Annotated in this window: 19 protein-coding genes; 10 read left to right on the forward strand and 9 right to left on the reverse strand. The window is 34.2% G+C overall.

Features of this window, described 5'->3' with window-relative positions; genetic code table 11:
- Positions 1–28: 28 nt before the first annotated feature.
- The 10 genes from RVS70_RS05710 (at position 29) to RVS70_RS05755 (ending at position 16,555) form a co-directional block, all read left to right on the forward strand.
- Positions 29–7,435, forward strand: coding sequence for a phage tail tape measure protein (locus RVS70_RS05710; protein ID WP_321132702.1), 7,407 nt, complete (start codon positions 29–31; stop codon positions 7,433–7,435).
- A gap of 68 nt (positions 7,436–7,503) precedes the next feature.
- Positions 7,504–8,592, forward strand: a complete 1,089-nt coding sequence (locus RVS70_RS05715; protein WP_321132703.1) for a hypothetical protein — start codon at positions 7,504–7,506, stop codon at positions 8,590–8,592.
- Between the two features lie 13 nt (positions 8,593–8,605).
- Positions 8,606–9,562, forward strand: a complete 957-nt coding sequence (locus RVS70_RS05720; RefSeq protein WP_321132704.1) for a hypothetical protein — start codon at positions 8,606–8,608, stop codon at positions 9,560–9,562.
- The gene (locus tag RVS70_RS05725) at positions 9,549–11,633 is read left to right on the forward strand and encodes a DUF5048 domain-containing protein (protein ID WP_321132705.1); all 2,085 of its coding nucleotides are present in this window, start codon (positions 9,549–9,551) and stop codon (positions 11,631–11,633) included. The genes RVS70_RS05720 and RVS70_RS05725 overlap by 14 nt, the downstream gene beginning before the upstream one ends.
- A 92-nt stretch (positions 11,634–11,725) precedes the next feature.
- Entirely contained in the window at positions 11,726–12,424 is a 699-nt protein-coding gene (locus RVS70_RS05730; RefSeq protein WP_321132706.1) for a hypothetical protein, read from the forward strand.
- A 2-nt stretch (positions 12,425–12,426) separates the two neighbouring features.
- A complete protein-coding gene (locus RVS70_RS05735) occupies positions 12,427–12,813 on the forward strand; it encodes a hypothetical protein (RefSeq protein WP_321132707.1) in 387 nt (128 codons plus the stop codon).
- A gap of 18 nt (positions 12,814–12,831) precedes the next feature.
- Positions 12,832–14,220, forward strand: coding sequence for a hypothetical protein (locus tag RVS70_RS05740; RefSeq protein WP_321132708.1), 1,389 nt, complete (start codon positions 12,832–12,834; stop codon positions 14,218–14,220).
- Between the two features lie 33 nt (positions 14,221–14,253).
- On the forward strand, positions 14,254–14,892 hold the full coding sequence (locus tag RVS70_RS05745) for a hypothetical protein (protein WP_321132709.1): 639 nt from the start codon (positions 14,254–14,256) through the stop codon (positions 14,890–14,892).
- 63 nt (positions 14,893–14,955) lie between these two features.
- Entirely contained in the window at positions 14,956–15,969 is a 1,014-nt protein-coding gene (locus RVS70_RS05750) for an N-acetylmuramoyl-L-alanine amidase (RefSeq protein WP_321132710.1), read from the forward strand.
- An 85-nt stretch (positions 15,970–16,054) separates the two neighbouring features.
- A complete protein-coding gene (locus tag RVS70_RS05755; RefSeq protein ID WP_321132711.1) occupies positions 16,055–16,555 on the forward strand; it encodes a YiiX/YebB-like N1pC/P60 family cysteine hydrolase in 501 nt (166 codons plus the stop codon).
- Positions 16,556–16,969: 414 nt separating this feature from the next.
- On the opposite strand, the gene RVS70_RS05760 is transcribed toward RVS70_RS05755, so the two are convergent.
- From RVS70_RS05760 to RVS70_RS05800, 9 genes are all read right to left on the reverse strand, one after another.
- On the reverse strand, positions 16,970–17,914 hold the full coding sequence (locus tag RVS70_RS05760; RefSeq protein ID WP_321132712.1) for a hypothetical protein: 945 nt from the start codon (positions 17,912–17,914) through the stop codon (positions 16,970–16,972).
- A 74-nt stretch (positions 17,915–17,988) separates the two neighbouring features.
- Positions 17,989–18,444, reverse strand: coding sequence for a XoxI protein (locus RVS70_RS05765; protein WP_321132713.1), 456 nt, complete (start codon positions 18,442–18,444; stop codon positions 17,989–17,991).
- Between the two features lie 164 nt (positions 18,445–18,608).
- The gene (locus RVS70_RS05770) at positions 18,609–19,184 is read right to left on the reverse strand and encodes a RusA family crossover junction endodeoxyribonuclease (protein ID WP_321132714.1); all 576 of its coding nucleotides are present in this window, start codon (positions 19,182–19,184) and stop codon (positions 18,609–18,611) included.
- A gap of 19 nt (positions 19,185–19,203) precedes the next feature.
- Positions 19,204–19,449 carry a hypothetical protein gene (locus RVS70_RS05775; RefSeq protein ID WP_321132715.1) on the reverse strand — a complete coding sequence of 82 codons (246 nt, stop codon included), beginning with the start codon at positions 19,447–19,449 and terminating at the stop codon, positions 19,204–19,206.
- A gap of 4 nt (positions 19,450–19,453) precedes the next feature.
- Entirely contained in the window at positions 19,454–19,828 is a 375-nt protein-coding gene (locus tag RVS70_RS05780; protein ID WP_321132716.1) for a hypothetical protein, read from the reverse strand.
- Between the two features lie 22 nt (positions 19,829–19,850).
- Positions 19,851–20,219: a hypothetical protein gene (locus tag RVS70_RS05785; protein WP_321132717.1), complete on the reverse strand. Its 369-nt coding sequence runs from the start codon at positions 20,217–20,219 to the stop codon at positions 19,851–19,853.
- Positions 20,220–20,259: 40 nt separating this feature from the next.
- The gene (locus RVS70_RS05790) at positions 20,260–20,550 is read right to left on the reverse strand and encodes a hypothetical protein (protein WP_321132718.1); all 291 of its coding nucleotides are present in this window, start codon (positions 20,548–20,550) and stop codon (positions 20,260–20,262) included.
- Positions 20,551–20,635: 85 nt separating this feature from the next.
- Positions 20,636–20,881 (reverse strand): hypothetical protein, encoded by a 246-nt coding sequence (locus tag RVS70_RS05795; RefSeq protein WP_321132719.1) that lies wholly within the window; start codon positions 20,879–20,881, stop codon positions 20,636–20,638.
- A gap of 11 nt (positions 20,882–20,892) precedes the next feature.
- A complete protein-coding gene (locus RVS70_RS05800) occupies positions 20,893–21,060 on the reverse strand; it encodes a hypothetical protein (protein ID WP_321132720.1) in 168 nt (55 codons plus the stop codon).
- Positions 21,061–21,086 lie beyond the last annotated feature (26 nt).

Consider the following 21,086-nt stretch of genomic DNA (forward strand, 5'->3'; position numbering starts at 1 on the left):
TATTGCAAAAAATGAGGTGATGGCTTAAGTGTCACAAAACAGAATTGGCATTGATGTCCAAGTCCAATTTCCAACAATCAGAGAATTGCAATCTCAATTAGCTGAGAAATGGAGAGGCGTTAAGAATAATTTTAATGGCAAGATAAATATCGATTATGATGCAAATAGCTTAAGAAGTATGAAGTCTAGACTAGAAAGAGCACTTGGCGATGAAGTGTTTAAGATTAAACTATCTGCAGATATGAGAGACGCTATGAGCGATGTAGAAAGTTTTAGAGACAGCCTCAGAAGACTAGACTCTGAACTTGGCAAGCATCGTGAATTAAAAATAGACCTTAAAGGACTTGATTTTGATAAGCCATTTAAGGATATATTGCAGGATATCAAGAAAATTGATGAGGCTATGGAGAGTCAAACAAGGCAACAAAAAGCGCAAAATGCTGAATTAAACGAGACCGCAGGTAAAATGGCTAAGATTCAAAGAATAGCCAAGCAAATGAAAGACGGTTCCTACAATGTCACAACTAAAGTAACTGAAAATGGCTCTCTTGGTCAATCAAAAGTAACGACTCAGCGTCATGATGGTAGAGTTGATTTCGAAGAAACTAACAACCGTGAAAAAGCCATTAGAGAAATTGAACAAATAGCCAAAAGAATTCATCAAATTGAACTTGACCAGTTAAAGGCTGAGAATGACCAATTTGATTTGCTTGAGAGAGAAAGAAGAGTACAAAAAGAGCAATATGACTTATTGCTTGATATGTATAAAGCTAAATATAAAATAAATGCCATTGATGACAAGTCGTTAAAGGAATTAAAAAACACTCAAGATATTTCATACGAATTAAAGGCTATCTCGGCACTAAAAAAAGAAGAGAAGAAAGTTGAGGATGAAATAGCTCAAGCCGTTTCAAGGGTAGCACAACTTGAGTCTAAGAAGCAATCAATAGCTCTTAAAATGGTTAATGCTCTTGACGATGAAAAGAAATCTCTTAACGAGCAAATGAGCCACTATAATAAAATTCAAGAATCAATCTCTAAAAAGTATAATCTTCAAGAGAAGATGAACGATTCCCAATTAAGAGAGCTCGCCAACCTTTCGAAAATTGGAAAATTAGAAGTAGAGAGAGCTCGTTCCAAAAAGGAGCAGAAAGAAAACGAAGAGAAACTGGCACGCGAAGAAAAGGAAAGACAGCAGGCACAAAAAATAGCTTTGAATGAATTGCAAAGTAGTTTAAGAGAAGTTCATCGCATTCAACTTCAAATTCAGAAGATCGAAGAAAGAAGAGCCAATGGTGGAGAAGTATCTAGTAGTGATAGGGCTAGATTAGAGGTCTTAAAAAAAGAGTTAGAGTTTGCACAAAGAACTTATAAGACAGTTGAAGATGTTCATAATGCTCAAGGCAATGTTACAGAAGAGATTCGCAATCAGGTCAACGCTCAGAATGACATACTAAACAACGAGCGTAGACGTGTTAGTGAAATATCAAAGATAGAAGCTTATCAGGACAATGTTAATGAGATGTTGAGAGAGCATCAACGTGTACAGCGAGCTATTGCACAGTTGCAAAGAGACCTTGTATTTGCTGGAATGCGCGAAGAAAGTATTATAGAAGATCAAATTCGGGACTTAAAAGTTAAGCAAGAGGCAATTAGAGAAGGAATTCGCGCTGAAAAAGCTATGACTGAAGCGATGGAAAGAGAGATAGATGCCATTGAAAGGGCACAGTCTGAGCAAATTAGACTCAATCGTTTAAGACAGGACGCTAGGGAAAAAGACATGGCATACAACGATACTGGTGGACTCGTTGACCCATGGAGCGTATATAGTAACATGGAACAGGGAGCCATGGCTGTTTTCGAGCCTATCAGAGAGCTGGATGAGGCGTTAGTAAGTATTACTAAGGTTGCTGAGGCAACAGAAGAACAATTTGCTGAGTTTGCCGATGGTGCTTATGAAGCTGGTTCGGCATTGGGCGTATCTGCAGACGAATATATGAAAGCTGTAGAAAAATGGGTTACTGCAGGTAAGAGCTTCCCCGAATCACAAAAGTTAGCAGACGTTGCCTTAACTGGTGCTTTCGTAGGTAACATTGACCCAGAAAACATGGTTAAATATATGTCTGTTCCATTTGAATCTTTTAGAAAAGAAGGATTAAAAGCCACTGACATTATCAACGTGATGAATGAAACAGCCAATAATCACGCAATTGAAATGGAAGACTTGGGTAAAGCATATGTTCGTTCAGCTATGACTGCTAAAGATGCTGGAGTATCCTTCCAAGAACTTAATGGTATGATTACTGGCGCACAGGAAGCTACTCGTAAAGGTGGAGAGAGAATTGGTACGGGTCTTAAATCTATTGCATTGAATGTATCGACTATATCAGGTCAGTTAACCCCTCAGTTTAAGAGGAAATTCGATTTCTTTAAAGATATTGGAGTAAATTTTAAAGATGCAAATGGTGAGATGAAATCCATGACTCAGATATTCAGTGAGCTTAATGATGTTTGGGATGATTTGTCTGACCAAGATAAAAGTAATGCTAAATATTATCTAGCTGGGAAAGAACACGCAGAAGTAATGGGGGCGTTATTAGACCAATGGGACGAATCAATTGCTCAGAATATAGGAGAGTCTTCTGCGGAACTAGGATTAGGAGAATCGGGTTCAGCATATAAAGAACATGCAAAACAAGCCGACTCCGTTAAATTCAAACTTGCTGAGTTAAAGAACGCATGGGATGAGCTGATGCATACTGTTGGTGGTGGTGGAGATGGTGTCGCCACGGTTTTGGGGATAATGACTGATGGATTGAAAAATTTGAATGAATTAGCGCAAAATGAAAAATTAATGGAAATGTTTAAATACATTCTTGCTGGAGTGGGGATTCATGCAACCACAAACTTGATGCGTAGATTATTTGACACTATGACTACAGGAGCAAGGAGCTTTATTCAACGCGGTAGTGAAGCCGTGGGCTTACTAAATGATTTGCGTAGGAAGAGTAGAGTTTCGGTAGATGTACCAAAGGTCAATAAAAGCCCTGATAAAAGCCAGAAGAATCAAACTAAAAGTAGTTCAAATGTTATTATGACGCCAAGTTATGCTGGTAGGAAGTCTTCGAATGATACAAAAAAAGAATTAGAAGAACAGGATAAACATATCAAGAAAACTAATAATAGTATTAAAACGACTGGACGCTTGCTTGGTAAGGTAGCTGGCTTTATTCCCGTAATCGGTGACGCATTATTAGTATTAGACCTTATGGGAATTCCAGTGTTTGAAAAAATGTTTGGTTGGTTAGGAGACGTGAATAAATCTGCAGAGGATTTAAATAAAGAGTATGCTGAGATGAATGAGAAGTTTAAAACTTCAAATTCAATCTTAAATGGAGATATGGAAAAATCTAGAAAGAAAGTAGACGATCTTGCTAAAAGCTATTCTGATTTAATGTCTCAAGATAAAGACCCAAATAAGAATGGGGTTCAAGCTTGGTTAAATGAAGATGAGTACTTTGCTCTTAAAGACCAGTTTAATGCATTAACAGATGAGCTTGGGTTAGTAGATATTAAAATTCAAATGAACGACACTAATCATATTGAAGACCAACTTCAAAGGTTAAAAGATGCTCTAAATAAGCTAGACGCAGAATCTACTAAGGATATATCTAACAGAGTGGTAAAAGACTTAAAGAAAGCCTCTGGTATGTCAGACGACTTAAAAGAGTATCAAAAAGAGCTTGATAAAACCAGAGAAAAAATAGAGGAGTTAAAAGAGAAGAAAGAGGACTTTGTAGACAACGGAACTCCTACAAGTGCTAATCGATATGCCAATCTAAACCAAGAGCTAGAAAATGCAATTAAAAAAGAAAAAGATTTAGTTGAGCAGATAGAAGATACTAACAAAGGGTTAAAAGCCCATGGTAATTTCGTTGATGATATGGCTTTAGAGCTTTTAAAACAAGGAGATGCTCTTGATACAACGCAAATTAGTTGGGAAAATGCGCAGACTATGGTTCTTCATATGGAGGATGGATACAATGGTCTTAGAAAATCTCTAAAAAGGGCTAGAGATGCTCAAGATGACTTGAGCGAATCTGTTAATATATCTGATGGTCAACTCAATGACTTAAGAGAGACCTTTCCATCCGTTGCAAGTGCCTTTGAAGGAAAAAATGCCGACATGATTAATAGTAGCGCTGACTTAAGAAAAGCACTCGAAGATGTAGTTGCTCAGTCTATAAAAAATGATGAGAAAACGGTAAAAAGCGCTGAGCAGGCACTAATTCTTATGGGTAGAAGGGCTGGCATGGAAGATGAGGTAAGGCAATCTATAAAAGAAACTGGAACTGTATCTGACAATGTTTTGCAAGGTTTAATTGATAAGTTCAACCTAGTTCCAGAAAAGAAAACTAGTAAAATATCTGTAGAAGGTGAAGTCAGTCAAAAAGCTCAAAGTGCTTTTAACTTAATAAACACCTTTGGTAGTGCAGGTAATATAAGTAGAACAGTGAGTGTTGGAGCTGTGTCTAATTCGGTCTCTACTAATAATCAGAGTAACTCTGTAAGTTCTGCCTCAGTGTCAACGGGCGGAGACCTAATTAAAAAGAAACCTAAATTACAGACTATAGATAAAGCAACTTCAAGCAATAATTCAAGGGTAGACAGTGATATCTGGCGATACTGGAGCACAGAGATGAAAATAGAAGATATATCACAGTCAATCAACAAGCTTACAAGCGCGATTCAAAAAGCTAGTGAAAATGAGTCACAACTGATTAGTTTATATAAGAGACAAAATAGTACCTTGAAAAGTCAGAAAAGCTGGTACAATAGGTTGTCTAGACAAAAAAATAGTGAAATGAGTAGTATTTTAAAACAACTCAGAGGTTACGGTTTTAAAACTAGAGGCAATGATATTACCAATTTAAGTCGTGCCAAGTCTTTTAAAGGAGATAAGGCAGAAAAAGTTGAGGGACTATTAAACGATTGGAAATCAATTGGCTCAGATTTGACGAGCATATCTGAGAGCATTGCATCTCTTAATGAAACAATAAGAGAAAATAATGAGGCAATTAAGGAAGCTTATATTAGTAAAGAGCTTAAAGGTTTTGAAACTACTATAAAGAGAATTGAATCAATGATTAAAACCGTTGGCAATTCTGATAGTATGTTCTCAAAAAAATTAGAATTTATAAGCAACCAAGACCCAGAACTTGGACTAAGGGAAACCGAGAAGGCTATGAACGCTTCCAAGTCTAACATGCAAATGCTATTAAGGGAATTTAACAAGCTGTCAACCTCTACAATTAAGTATGAAGAAAATGGAGAGTCTTTGAAGTCTCAATTAGACCAATTAGGAGAAACTATTCTGGCTCAGGCTGACTCAATTTTAGCTTATCAGGAATCATTAAATACTCTTGAACTTAATCGGGTTACAAATGATTTATCTAGCTTTAATGATGCTATTGATGACAATACGTCAAAAATAAGAAATAATATAGATAACTTAAAAGAAGGTTTGCTAAGTGGAACTGATATTGACGATCTACAATCCTCGGTTTCAACCGCATTAGATTTAGATAGAGACAACCAATTTAAAGAGCGAGCTCGTGAGAGGTTGGCATTAGAACAACAAGTTCAACAGGCTTTAGAAGCTTTTGCAAAAAAGAATATTGACAGAGAAAGAAACGTAGCTAATGCAACTCTAAGGATAAAAGAGAGCATGTATAATCATCTATTGAAAATGGAGAAAGACTATAGCAACGGGAAAGTCCAAGAATTTAACAATATAACTGAAACACTCAAAAGCCATCAAGGTACTGCAACAGACAGTAGCTATCGATTTGACGATGAGTTAGAAAAGCATTTTGACGATATTAAGAAAAAACAAGACGAACTGACAGAAAAATATCAGAATGATATGGTTAAAGCTAATAATTCTGATGAGCAAGAGAAACTAACAAATCAGTATATTATAGACAACTTGAAGCTTCAAGAGAGCTACTATAGAGCTTCAATTGATGCTAGTAAAGATGCTATTACTGAACTTAAAGGTCAACTCAAAGACCCTACACTTACTGACGAGCTGGAGAGTCAAATTAAACAGCAAATTGAAAATTATGAGAAGGAAATTACAGAATCTCAGAATAATATAAAAGAATCTATTGCTGAGCGATTTGAATTTGAGTTTAGTTTACTAGATGAGGCTTTAGATAAGTATGACAAATATAGTAGAGAACTTGAATATTCATTAGATATTCTAAATGCAATAGGTGGAGAAAATTATTCTTCTCAAGGGGTTCTTCTCTCCGAATTAATGAATATAGAAAAATCAAGGAACAAGGAACTAGAGAATTCTCTATCATCGCTTAAACAGCAACAAATGGCTTACGAAGAAGGTAGCTATGAGTGGAAGATAATCAATGCTGAAATAGAAGAGTATAATAATCTTTTGCAAGAAAGCAATAAAACTCTTTTAGAAATGAATAAAAATATAATGTCTAATTCATTTGATGGAGTAGTCAATAAGATCGAAAAGCAAATGTTTGATGGAAAAACATTAGAAAATTATCAGAATTTCCATGAACTATGGCTAACAGGGCTAGAAAGAGAAATTGCATTAGAAAAAGCTTATCAAAGATTATCCGATCTTGAAACTGACATTTACGATAAAAAGATGGAACAGCTTGATAAACAAGAAAAGCTTAGTAAGTTCGAAATGGATTATCTAAATAAACAACTAGATGTTCTTGAGTTAGAACAAAAACTAGATAATTTAAACAAAGAAAAAACAATACAAACTTTAAAACAGCAGGCAGATGGAACTTGGGATTGGGAATATGTTGCTGATGCAGACCAAATTTCTCAAGTTCAAGAAGAGCTTTCTCAAGCTGAGCTAGAGCTACAAGAGCTAGAACAAAAAGCTAGAGAAGATTACCTATCTCAGTTAGAAAAAATACTCACAAATGCTGAGGAAGGTGACTATGATAATATCCAAGATTTTAGAAATGCATTAGAAGAGCTTTCTAAAGCATTTGACTCCGCTGTCGGTGACTTTCCTAAAGTTACGGAAGATTATATTTCTGAGCTGGTGGAATCATACTCTGACTATATTAACAATAACAAGGATATAATTGATGGAGTCGTAGATGGTCTAGAAGGAACTCCTGCGTTTGATGGGTATAGTGATAAAGTTATAAAAGAATTTCATAAAATAGGAAAGGATATTGGTAATATAATTGCAGATGCACTGATATCTGAATTGCCTAAAATGACCACTCCTAAACAAAATGAAGTAAGGTCTAATTCTGTCAGTATTAATCTTGATAAAGTCGAGTTCCCTAGCATTACAAGTGCAGATGGGATAAAAGAAGCCATATTTGAATTACCACAAATAGCTTTACAAATGAGTAAAGGAAAGATAAACTAAAGTTTAGGGAGGATTTCTATCACCCTCCCTAAACAAAAGTATTGCAATATACGAGAGGTGATATAACATTGATTGAAATACATCCCATCTTATTGCCAGTTAAACCATTTGATGCAACAAAAGGCGTAAATATATATTTTACATTTACAGGTAGTAAGCAAGTTAAAGAAAATGAACTAGTTATAAAAGAAGTGTCAACTAAAGAGATAGTATATAGCTATGAATTTAGTACGTTTGAAAAAAACCATCCGATACCTCCAAATTTACTTGTGAATGGAAAGGTATATAGCGCGAAATTAAGAGTTAAATTTACTGATGATACTTACTCACCGTACTCAAATGAATCAACGTTAAAGACATTTTCTACACCAGTTTTAGATATAGCTACAATTGATGGGCAAGGATATGTATATAACTCAGATATAACATTCCAAGCCGTATATAGTCAAAGCGAGAATGAGAACGTAAAGACATATAGGTTTAGTTTATATGATGAAAATGAAGAACTTATTGAGACATACCCAAACAGAACGCCATATAACCAAGAAATATTTACAGAAACTATAATGGGATTGGAAAAAGGCAAAGGTTATTTTATAGAGTGCTTTGTTATCACCGACAACAACATGACCTATTCTCACAGAGAAAGATTCATAGCGATGTATATTGTCCCATCTGTTAACGGGGTGATATTCACAAGAAATGATAGTGATGAGGGATTTGTAAGAATAACAGCAAATCTGAAAAGCATAACAGGTACGCCAGTTAAGCCGATTGATAAGAGTAATAATGACAATAATATTGAACAAAAGGCAGATAACTATGAATATATAGATGATGAATGGATAATTATCCCAAAAGACAATCCACTTATTTTCAGAGGTCTAGATATGAATAGGGCGTCTGACTATATAATGAAAATATGGTGTAGAAATATACCTATAGGGACAAAATTTTTAGAGTTGAGTCCTCCAGAAGATACTGGGATACCCGTTGAATTTTGGATGCATGAAAATTATGTAATTGCCGTTAAAGAGTACAAAGGTATTAAGTCAAGATATTGCTCTAATATGGTTGCTATTCCAAAAGATACAGATTTCATGTTGTATGTAAAAAATATAGAACATAGGGTAGACCTTTCATTAATCATCTTGTAAAGGGAGTTTCACTATGATAATTGATTATAATTTCTTTGGATTGGAGCAAGGGTGTGTTTGGGATACGCCAGTATGCACCGATTTGCTAGACGAACTACAAATGAATGAAGGCGTGTATGACGAGGCTTTTATTGAACTTGACACTTCTATAGAGCCCCATACTAATAAACCTACAAAGTGGACTTTGACAACAATAATGGACGCGAAGTTTACTAGCGATCTTGACGCTGGCTCTATAAGTGCAGAAGGGTTTGATATAACAAAACTAATGCTTTACCGCTCTGTGTATGGAACTGGAGATTGGGACGCCATTGGAGAATTTAAATATGATGAAGAATTTAATTTATATGACTTTGTAGACAGATATGTACAAAATGGCTCAACATATCAATACGCAATTGTTCCAGTCGCAAATGAAGTAATTGGCGATAAGCTCATATCAGATTCTATAGATGTATCGTATGAGGGTATTTTTTTAACAGATAAAAAAGAGAATAAGAGATTAGAATATGACATTTCTCTTGGTGAAATATCATATAATACATCGTCAAATACAAGTCAGCCATTGAATAGCCCTTATCCAATTGTGACGTTTGGGAATAGTAATTATAGGAGTAGTAGTCTTACAGTTCTTCCTTTGTCGAAAGAGACAGTTAGTTTGTCAGGGAGTTCAATTGATAAACTTGCAGAGCAGATTAACAGGCAGGATTGGATGGAATTTCTGAACAATTCTAGAGCAAAAGTGTTAAGAATGGATAGTGGCGTTTTAATGCTAGTTGTGACCAAGAACGCTAGGGTGACTCATAAAGAAGGAGAAACTTTGAGAGACCTTGCAAGTATCTCTTTTGATTATGTTGAAATTGGAAAGATAAATTATGATATGTTGATTAAAAATGATTTGATTTCTAGAGCATTTTTAACTCATATGACATATGATGATGAGGGGGATATTATTAGTGTCGATAACTAATTATATCAAAGGTGATGTCGTGATGAACAATCGCGATATCACCTTGATTCCAAGCTATATAGACCTTCATTTACAACCTGTAAGAAGGCTATATATAACATTAGAAGTGATAGATAAATATGGAGAAACTATTGAGACTATTCAAGGCTTATCTCAAAGTGGAAGTATTAATATATCAAACAGTAGCCTAATAAGAAGGACTGGTTCGCTAAGCTTTGTCCTCTATGACTATCTAATTCCCAAAAAAGCAAGCATTCTATGGATGACCAATAAAGTGAGAGTTTATGCTGGGATATCAGACTTATCGTCAGATAAGGATACGGTCACACATTTTTGTCTAGGAACATTCTACATTACTGAGCCTAATGTTCAGATAAACGATGCTGACCGCTCTATAAGTATTAACTTACAGGATAATATGATGAGATGGGAGCAAAAAGAGCTTGAGGATAAATTTGTAATAGAGGCAGGAACTCCTTTGAATACGGCAGTATTGTCCGTTTTGAACTACTTTGGTGAATTTAAAACAAAAATTGAATTTACTGAATTGACTATTCCATACAAATTGGAATTTAATGTTGGCGAAACTGTTATGAATATGCTGACTAAGCTCAGAGATTTATATATGGATTGGGATTGTTACTACGATGTAGATGGAACAATTATTTTCGAGAAGATGAAGATTCAAGTGCCAGAGGGCGAGCCGATAATCTGGAAATTTGATGAGGAGACAGACCATTTAACTAGCTATTCTAAGTCATTTTCATATAAAGAAGTTAAAAATAGAATTTTGGTCAAGGGAGTAATGGATGAAAAAACTGGATTAACACCAACAGCAGAGGCAAGTATCTCCGATGACAAGTCGCCATTTCACAAAAATGAAATTGGTGTACAAACAAAAGTAATTACAGATGGTAATTACAGTAATTTAGAACAGTGTGATTCAAGAGCTAGATATGAGCTGTTTAAACGTAGCAATTTTCAAGAGAAGTTAAATTTAAGTTCTATACCAATTTATTTCCTAGACGCAAATAACGCAATAAAAGTAAGAGATATGGCGACCAATAAGTTGGAAGACTACATTATCGATACAATTAGTGTTGGTCTGGGGATTAGCGACACTATGAGTATAAGTGGTCACAAGTTGTATTATGGTGATGTAGATATGGATAGTACATTAGATGAAGTAAGGAAACAGGCAGACATCATCATAGAAGGCATAAAAAACAAAGGTTGGCTTGCTCTATCAGAACAGCGTATAAAAGATTTCTATGGCATTAAGGGAGATGGGTCTAAACTAATTGTTCGATTTGAAAAACAAAAGAGATTTGGCGTCACAGCTTATGTTACTGGATATACTGATAACAGTAACCAAACATTAACGATAGATTTAGCAGACTTTTCCCCAAGTTCTGGAGATAGTGGAGACAACAATGCTGGAAAAGCAGAGTACAGCGATAGGATATTAGGTCATGAAGTAGTTCATGCAGTAATGAACAATGTATTTGGTGTTGATAAAACTATTGATATGCCAGTATGGTTTAAAGAAGGCTCTGCAGAATTTATACATGGCGCAGACGAAAGATTAAAAACAATTATTGTAAAAAATGAGACAATAAACGATAACGAACTAACTTCATTAGTTGGTAGAGGAGTAGAGTTGCTGGAAGGAGCCAACTGGAATGGAGAAAGTTCTGACTACACTGCAGGCTACTTGATTATAAAATACTTAGACACTCAGATTATACCTCAATATAATATGAGTAATTTAATGCAGAGTATTTTACAGTCAAATAAAGGTGGAGAGCAGTCTATAAAAGACGCTATAGTAGAAGTTACTCCATTTAGCACCTTCGATGAGTTTATTAGGAGTTTTGAAAACAACGGATATAACTATGTTAAAGCCAGTGTAACTCTTAATCTATTTGGAGATGAACTAGACACAGGCTCTATAGCTGGCTCAGACCATAGAGGGAGTACTAATCTTAGTGCAGAAGATATATTTGACAATAGTCTTGCCGAACAGGGTGTTTCTCTAAGATATTTTGAAGTAGAGTTTGATAGACCTTAAACAAAAGTATTGACATTATAAATATTAAGTGTTAAAATATAAATAATGCATATTTTGATTTTGATATAAACAAAAGTATTGCAAAAGAAGGGATGTTAATTTTGTCAAGAAGCACATTTCCGACAGAAGTTGATTCATTTGTAGAATTATTTGACTTGCCACCGAGCTTGGTAGCATCGGCAAAGCGATATCAAGAGTTAAAGATTAAACCAACATTAAACGCCTCAGAGCAATCTGAGTTAAACTCTTTAACCAGTCAATTAGGAAACTATATTATAACACCAGAAACTTGGAATAAGTTCGCTGATTCCTTAGTTAATGTAGAAACCTTCTTTTTAGAAGAGGTCGATGAATATATAGATGATAAACAAAAAGAATGGGCTAAATATGTTAATGATTTTCATTATGTAGGAGTGTATAACGATCTATCCACGTATATGTTTCAAAATCAGGTAAAATTCAACGGAGACCTGTATCTTTGTATAAAGAGCACCTCTGTAGGGATAGACCCTACAAATGAAGAATATTGGCAAAAGATTTCAACAAAAGGGGATAAAGGTGACGTAGGTCTTAACGCATTTTTGCGAGGTGAATATAACGATACGAGATCATATGTAATAGGAGATGCAATCACGTATGAAGGAAATATATTCTATTGTATAAAAGATACTACCGCAGGTATAAATCCAACAAATAGTGAATACTGGTTTATGTACGATAGGACTATTGTTAGCCCCACAGTACCAAGTACTACTCAACAAGGATTAACATGGATTGAAGTAGAGGAGTAATTATGGATAAATCATTACAGGATAGTATATTAAAATCTATAGACATCTTAGTGAAAGAAAACATTAAAAACACTAAGTATACAGCCTCAAATGTTGGATTAGTAAAATCAATTGCAGGATTTGACTGCACAGTAGAAATTCAAGGCGTTGAATTATCTTGTATCCTTTTTGAGCATTTACATGATTGGATACAAGTAGATGATATAGTTATTGTTCAAGACTTATACAACGATAGTTCAAAAAAAACAATAGTAGGCAAGATTGGAACTTCTAGACCTACTTCCTTTACTATATTTGATACTGAAAAAGGTAGGTCAATAAGTGGAGTTGAACAAGTTTATGATACTTCAAATAATGAAGTTGTTGATGCTGTGTTAGATATTGAATAAGAAAGGAGAAAGAATGTCTTGTCTATAAAGAAATCAAAATTTAATCATTATAAGAATGATACCGAATATGATACTCTACACCATGAAACTCAGGCTCAACAAGTCAAGATACTAGACTTGGAAGGAAACATTAAATCTAATATTTATGAGATGTTGCTAAGAGGAAAAGAGTTAGATTCTATAGATATCAGAGGTATTAAAGATACTGGGATTTATAAAATAAAAGGATGCACAGATACTCCGACTGAACTATCTGATACAGAAACATTTATTATGAACGTTATTACAATTGACGATGGCATAGAATCAGTAACGGTACAGGAAATTCATGACCACGTTACCCATAACTCATTTACTCGCTCAATAAAAGGAGATAACGCAAGTACATGGGACAATGCTGGTAGAAGCATTTTGAACAAGTTGATTGATATAGAGGATAATATAGGAGACAAAAACTCTCTAACAACTAATAGCAAAGATAGTCTTGTAACGGCTATTAATGAACTTGACAAAAATACTGATGAAAATACAGATAAGATTAGCATTGCACAATCAGGTTTAGATACTTTAAAAAATGATTTCGACAATCATCACCACGATGAAATATATCTAAAATTATCAGGTGGAGACATGACTGGAAACCTATCTTTAGCAAATGGTAATAGGATTTCTGGTAAAAACACCAGTGGAGGAAAAGTAGATATTGGTAGGGTTGACTCCAATAATACAGTCGTATTAGGTGATGTAAACAACAGAACCTATATAGACGCCAAAGATAAAGAATTAAGGATATATGATGGCAAAACCTCTGTAAAGATATTCCATGAAGATAATGATGGTCATGGGAGTGGTCTTGATGCCGATGAATTAGATGGTATTCAAGGGAACAGATATGCTCGCAGAGATAATGGAAACATATTTAAAGAAGACCAAATAGTTGGTGAAGGAAAAAGCCTAGCTATTAGAGCGTCTAGTGGTAGTTCACAAGCTGGCTCTCTATTCTTCCAAGATGGAAACGGGTCTCAAAAAGCTAGGATTAGACCAAGAACTAACGGAAGTTTAGATTTTTATGCTGGAAAAACATTGGTTTTAACTGCAAAACCAGACGGGGATACAGAGACCACACATGACCATATTCTAAACGCCAAAGATAGACAGGTAGGGGTTAGATTCAAGCTTAACGACAATGATAAGGGTGCAGGGTTCTATATAAATAATGGTTCAAAACAAGTTGGCTTTTATGATTGGGAGCACAGTGATTGGTTTTTTACTACTGATAGGAAGACAAGAGAAGTAGATTTCCGTAAAAATGTTAAAATACAAGGGAAACGACTATTTATTCAATGGAGCGCACCATCTTCATCACAAGTAGATGAGGGGGACATATGGATAAATATAAACAGTTAACAAAACAAAAGTATTGCAAAAGTGGTGATTGAATTGAGTAGGCTAAAGCAATGGAGAAATGGAAGTTGGCAAGACGTAGATTTTAACCAATGGAGAAATGGAAGATGGGTTAAAGTAGAGGTTAATCAATGGAGAAACGGCAAATGGGAGAAAATTTCAACCCAAAAATTTACTAATACTTGGGAAGCTACATGGTCTCAGACATATAGAGAAAGTGGAACGAAAAGAACAGATTATAGAGCAAATAGGCTATGTCAAGGCGAGTACTTATCAGACCCATGGGGGCTTATGCGCTCGTTGTGTGGTTTTAATGATAGCAGTATACGTTCGAAGCTTAGTGGGGCTGACATTAATGACGTCAAACTCTACCTCCATAATGAGCATTGGTATTACTACGCTGGTGGGAAGGCAGTAGTCGGAGGTCATAACCATAGCAATGAGCCAAGTAGATTCAGTCATTCCAAGTATAGTATAAAACAGCAGTCTTATTCAAAAAGACATCAAGCAAAATGGATTGACATGCCCAATTGGTTTGGTACAGGTCTAAGAGATGGTAAATATAGAGGATTTAGCCTATATTCGGCTTACAACAATATGAGATATTATGGAATATTTTTTGGTGCAGGAAGTGGATGGAGAAGTCCAAAAATAAAGATTTCATATGAAAAGTGATTATCTAGGAGAAGATGAGACTTCTTTTCCTAGCAAATTTAATAGAACAGGAAGTGTTGCTAAGTGTCAAATAAAATTGTTAAAAAAGTAGCGTGGGGAGCTGGACACGGAATAAATACTTCGGGAAAGAGGACGCCAGACGGTGAAAGAGAATGGTCATTTAATGACGTTGTAGTCACAGAAGGAATTAAACATTTAGAAAGCAATTATGATAATGTTAAGGTGCTACGCCTTGATGACCCGACAGGAAAACGTGACGTGCCGTTACGAGAACGTACAAATAAAGCGAATGCTTGGGGGGCTGATGTCTACGTCTCTTCACATCATAATGCCAATACAGGTAAATGGGGTTCTTGGACAGGAACAGAGACGTATACGTATCTAGGCAATCATCCAAGCACTGAACGTCTTGCTAGTAAGGTGCATAATCGTTTGGTTAAAGCTTATAATCTAAGAGATAGAGGTCTTAAAAAGGCTAATTTTCATGTTTTGAGAGAAACAAAAATGAACGCAATTCTTACAGAAGGTGGATATATGGATTCCACCATTGATATTAAGAAGTTGCGAAACAAAGAAGTATTAAAAAAAGCTGGACGTGCTATAGCCGATGGTATTGCTGACTATCTTAACTTAGAACGTAAAAAAAATGAATCTAGCAGTGGTAATAGCAGTAAAGTTTATGGAAAGATTACTGTTAAAGCTTATCATTTGAATGTTAGACAGCAAGCAAATTTTAGCTCTAGTATTGTTAAGGTAATTAACAAAGGCGAGGTTTACAAAGTATATGGAAAGAAAAATGGCATGTATCATCTAGGTGGGAACCAGTGGGTTAGCGCTAATTCTAAGTATGTGTCATTTAGAAAGAGTATAAAGCCTGTGAAAACAGAGAGATTAGAGGTAATTGCTAATAGCTTATGGGTTTACAATAAGCCAGATTGGAACGCTAAGCATTTCACTGTAAAGAAAGGTGAAGTTTTTACTATCAAAAAAATACTAACAGTTAATGGGAGCAAGATGTACCAGTTAAAGTCAGGACTATATATAACGGCTAACAAAAAGTATGTAAACCTCATTTAAACAAAAATATTGCAATTTAGTTATATAAAGAGAGGGAGTAAATACCACTTCCTCTCAATTGTTATTGACCAAGAAGGTGAGTTAATTGAAAAGAGGGGACGTTGTATTCGTTCAAGGCAAAGGGATGTTGAGCAGATTAATTAGATACTTTGATGGAAATGGATTGTATAGCCATGTAGCTATAGCAATATCTGATGAAAAAGTTATTGAAGCCAATTATGATACAAAAGTAGCTATTAGAGATTTTGATAAAGAAAAATATTCTATTATAGATGTTCCTAAGATTGGATTAAGCAATCAACAAAGAATGAATATCTATAACGAGGCTCTTAAGTACATTGGAAAAAGATATGATTATATACAATTGTTATGGTATATCTTAAGAAAAGCATTCCGTTTTGGTGGAAGAAATAGATTGAACAATCCTAACAATGTAATTTGCTCTGAATTAGTTTTTATCGTATTAAATGAATCTGGAGTATTTGATGATTTATGCATTAAAAATATTAATCGTGGAACTGATTTAACGCCAAATGAGTTATATGATTTAGTGAAGTATATTGCTAAAAATCAAAATAAGATATAAAAATTTTCGACACGATAAGCTATTTTTTTGGATTTACGCTCTATAATTTAGCGTAAATCCATTTTTACATAATTTTTTGTCCTTGGAGTATCGTCAGAAGAATGCTCTTAGCATACGTTTTCCGCGTTTTGCTGGCGGTACTCCTTCTTAAACAAATATGAAGGGAAGGGAGAGGAAATGTCCTTTATTTTTTCTAGTTTACATAAGATTTATTATCGGAAGTTAGAAAATAAATAAAATTCCGTCTCATTTTATAAAAAAACTCACTTTAGTCTCCCTTATTTTTAAAGGTTTTGTTTTTATATTTTTTTGATTCGTCCTTTAAAGTTGTAATTAGAGCTAAAAATACTATAACTATAAATACAGATGCTATCAGGAAACCTAATATCAAATTAACTCTCTCCTTTCTTGAACTCAGTCCTCCTGTATAAGTACTCGGAACGTATCGAATACATAGTGACTTTGATAGTTATTCTCACTTACTTGATAGGCAAAGGGGAAGGAGATAAATTGAAAGTTTGCTTCCTTATTTGGAAGCTGAAAATTGAATACATTTCTTGATTCGTTTTTTACTGTTGTAAATATAACTTCTTTATCACCAATAATAACATCTTGTTTCCAATCTGTTAATGCTATTATAGCATAGGTAATATCTTCTCCCCAGCTATTACCTACAGATAATGAGAGCTCTTCTCCAACCGTACCTGTCATTGCTACTTTCATTCGCTCTATATTATTATATATAGCTAAATCATCATATGTACCATCTTCTAATATTAGGTCAGGTTTGGTTTCGATTATTTCTCTATGCTTTGATATGTTGGTTTTATCATTAACTGTATATCTACCACTAAGTGTCTCGCCTAATATGTTTGCTCTATTGAAGTCCATTTCTTCTAATTGGTATGCTGGCTTTCTTATGACGACTAGAGATAGTTCTTGAGAAGATTTATCAATGTCTATCGATAGGTTGAACTCTTTTGTTGAGTTAGGGTTCATATTAAATTTATAATTGTTGGTTTTCTCTTTGGAATTCTCTACAAAGTAATCTGATAGTTTGTAATCTTGGAATACTAGGAGCATATACTCCCTTTCTTCATCTATATTGTGATCTAATGAAAATATTATAGAGGCTGAGTTATTTTCTAAAGGAATTTCAGTTCCAGTGTCGATAATATTTCCATGTGTATCTTTAATACCGTATGCAACTGTATTTCCTTGCTCTGATAGAAACTGCTCGGATTCTTCTATGTCTAAGGTATTTATAGCGTCATTGTTTTTATTAGAAGGAAGAAGTAAAAATAATACTCCACCTATCAAAGATATTGAAATAAGAAAGACCATTATTCTTTTTTTCATAAGTATCACCTATTTAATTTGAATATTAACAGTAAGGTATGAAAACAATGTTTCATACCTTACTGTTCTTTAAACTACCATTCTGCTCTAGTTTCATGTTTAATAGTTTTATATCCAGAATCTTTATAAGTGTGATTCCCGATAGCCCAATCGTCTTTACTGTAAATCGTACCATTCTTTGCTTTAGCACTAGCGTAAGACGAATTTTTTGCACTACTTGATTTCGATTTAATCAGTCCCCCATCACCGTTAAAGGTTCTGGATCGTGCGTATAAGTAGTCGATATTTCTAGTAGTAGTTGACTTAGCTACAGCATAATTCGTAAGGAATAGAGGGTCATAGACTTTTATGCTCGATCTTACCTTATAAGAAGACTGTATTGAATTATTTATGGCATTATTAACTGGCTCTGCTATACTTTCTACGACCTCTTCGTCAACTACTGGTGCTTCTTCGGCACTTGCATTGTTACTAAAACCAAATAAAAAGAAACTAGCTAATGCAAAAAATAAAACTTTCTTTAATTTCATGGCTTCATCTCCTTTTTTATAATCTATATATACATTTCTTCATGTATTACTTAATTCCTCTTTTCTTTTGGAAATATTTATAATAATTTGTAATTATTCTTTTAATATTTCTATTTATTGCTATACTTTTGAGTGTGTGGAATAAAAAAAAGAGAAAAGCTTAGTCAAGTCTTTCTCTTTTTGCAAATCTTAAACATAGATTCTTTTGGAATATCCTCTTGAACTCTGCCTTCTTTCGCCTTACGTAGAATGGCACACTTTTTAAAGTCCTTTTTGCAATTCATGCAGTTCACACTAAAGAACTCGTTAAATTGGTTCTCATCTTTCCAAATTCCCTCGTATTCTACTGGTTTTAAAACGGCATGAAATTTAGGGTTTTTAGAATCATACATAACCTTTTGTGTTCTGACCAGTACGTTTTTATCATCGATGGTAACTATTCCAGTTAAACTATCACAAAGAATCTTGTAATAATTATTGTTATCTTGGTTAATTCTTGATTGAATAAATACACAATCAAGATACCAATGGTTGTCTTTTGTATCGTTTATATCCCATTTCTGTTTAGCCACTTCTCGTTTTAAATATGTTCTGAACCTTTTTTTGAAGTCTTTACTTGCTTGTGTCTCGTACATATGAATGTTAATTTTGCCCGTCTTCTTATTTAAAAATGCCCTCGGTTTTAAGTAGTTATTATTAGAAATGGGTAGCTCATCGTAGTTAATGAAAAATCTACTCAAATACTACCCTTCCTTTCGTTTACTTTTCTTGATTTTGTATATTAATTTGTTCCATTACTATATACATTAGTCTTTCATATTCAATGTTTTTCAAAGCGACAACGACCATCTTTTCGATTAACTTGTTAATCTCATCATTATCTCCGTCAGTCTGTTCTGCGTAATAAGTCAAAGCTCCTATTATAGCAAAGAATTCTTTTTCATTAATATTGTCCTCTTCTGTAACTACTATATTGTTTAAAGTAAGACCCTGATTATCTTCCAATGTACTACCTCCTTGAAAATCCAGTTATTATATCTAGGTTGTACATGTTTTTAAGTTGATTAATTTTATCTGTGCTTATGCCCTCATCGTGCACGAACTTTTCATTTTTAGGATGACCAATTAAATGCCTAGTGGTATGATTAAAATGGTCAAAACTAGTAATTTTATGATAGTTAAAGTCCTGTTTAATCATTTTAACAAGATGTTCATTAACAATAACTGTGAAGTCAAATTCTTTGGCGAAATCAATTAGAGCTGTAGTTTTGCCACATCCTCTATGTTTCTCAGTAACGTAAATAGGCTCTCTAAGAATTGCACCCCTAATTAAGTTTTGCTTAAGCATCTCAATTGTTTGTCTATTGTCAAACTCCAATTTCATGGTAAAAAAATCATCCCTTCTATTAGATGGCGTTATATGTGTTTGGTTTGTAACGAACCATAATTCCAAAGTTATTCAGGATGCCTTCGAGCATTGGTGCGTCAATAATTTCTTCTTTCTTCACTTCTGTCATGAGCACATCGAGTGCTTTCTTTCTTTCATGATGTTCTCTGGACGGCTCTTCAAGAAGAATATAATTAAATAAACCATCGCCCATTTGAACCTTTTTAATTTTATATCCTAGACGATATAACTCTCCTAAGTGACCACCATAACGCAATGAAACGTCTGATAAGTCCTCATTAGTTGCCCCATTCATGCCACGGCTTTTCAACAAACCTAAAATTTGATTCCTTTTTACTGCCTGTCTTTTCTTCTCATTTGTTTTCATAATGTTTTCTCCTCCTGTTAATTGCAATACATTTGTTTAATTAATTTAAATATCCAGTTGCATCGTAGATATTCAATACTTCTTCCAGCTCATAGAAAGAGTTGCCGTAAATAAATCCTGTAATTCTGATGTTTTCACCACCAGCAAATTTGTGTCTAAGCGATTCATCGTAAGCTGTATTGTAATAGGATAATTTCTCCTCAAAGTTTTCTCTAGGATTGATTATTACCTCTTCCTTAGTTAATCCAATTGAGATTCTTACTGCCACATATTTATAGTTGTTTGCAACGGCACTTTTAAAGCAATCATTTAATGACTCCAGTGTTAACATATCCCTTGTCCTCCTCATAAAATTATTATTAAAATATGGATTTTATTAATTAATCAACCTAGCTACAATAATGATTAACTCTACCCTATTCTGAGATAATGTCTAAAATCCTACATCCACAACAAAAGTGTAGGTAACTAAAAACATCTTCTGAATAGCTACTTGAGAATGAATACATAAGGCTATTACTAGTCAAATTTACAAGTCTATACTTATTTAATTGTCTATCTTTTACTAATAAGTATTCAAATACTTTTCCACTGAGCCTGTGTTCAGCTACAATTGTATCACCAAGTTTAATGTCCTTGCTTTTCCAAGTCATAACTTTCATCGAACATCCTCCTAATAAATTAGAGCTATTAATGGTTGTCTATTACTTAACTCTGCGTGAGCAAATATATATAAATATCTATATTGTTGAGCTTTGTTTTTATCTTTCTTAAGTACACGGTTATATGAAGTTAAGAATTCAACTAATTCTAATGTTGTCCAATCTTTTACTAAATTCATTTCTTATTCTCCTATTCTAGTTAAAA

The sequence above is a fragment of the Virgibacillus sp. M23 genome (assembly GCF_034190895.1).
Classification (GTDB): domain Bacteria; phylum Bacillota; class Bacilli; order Bacillales; family Amphibacillaceae; genus Virgibacillus; species Virgibacillus salarius.

Bases quoted from the DNA above. Each gene is read 5' to 3' on its own strand.
- RVS70_RS05720 (WP_321132704.1), top strand. From the start codon at position 8,606: ATGATAATTGATTATAATTTCTTTGGATTGGAGCAAGGGTGTGTTTGG.
- RVS70_RS05730 (WP_321132706.1), top strand. From the start codon at position 11,726: ATGTTAATTTTGTCAAGAAGCACATTTCCGACAGAAGTTGATTCATTT.
- RVS70_RS05735 (WP_321132707.1), top strand. From the start codon at position 12,427: ATGGATAAATCATTACAGGATAGTATATTAAAATCTATAGACATCTTA.
- RVS70_RS05760 (WP_321132712.1), bottom strand. From the start codon at position 17,914: ATGAAAAAAAGAATAATGGTCTTTCTTATTTCAATATCTTTGATAGGT.
- RVS70_RS05765 (WP_321132713.1), bottom strand. From the start codon at position 18,444: ATGAAATTAAAGAAAGTTTTATTTTTTGCATTAGCTAGTTTCTTTTTA.
- RVS70_RS05780 (WP_321132716.1), bottom strand. From the start codon at position 19,828: ATGAAATTGGAGTTTGACAATAGACAAACAATTGAGATGCTTAAGCAA.
- RVS70_RS05785 (WP_321132717.1), bottom strand. From the start codon at position 20,219: ATGAAAACAAATGAGAAGAAAAGACAGGCAGTAAAAAGGAATCAAATT.
- RVS70_RS05790 (WP_321132718.1), bottom strand. From the start codon at position 20,550: ATGTTAACACTGGAGTCATTAAATGATTGCTTTAAAAGTGCCGTTGCA.
- RVS70_RS05795 (WP_321132719.1), bottom strand. From the start codon at position 20,881: ATGAAAGTTATGACTTGGAAAAGCAAGGACATTAAACTTGGTGATACA.
- RVS70_RS05800 (WP_321132720.1), bottom strand. From the start codon at position 21,060: ATGAATTTAGTAAAAGATTGGACAACATTAGAATTAGTTGAATTCTTA.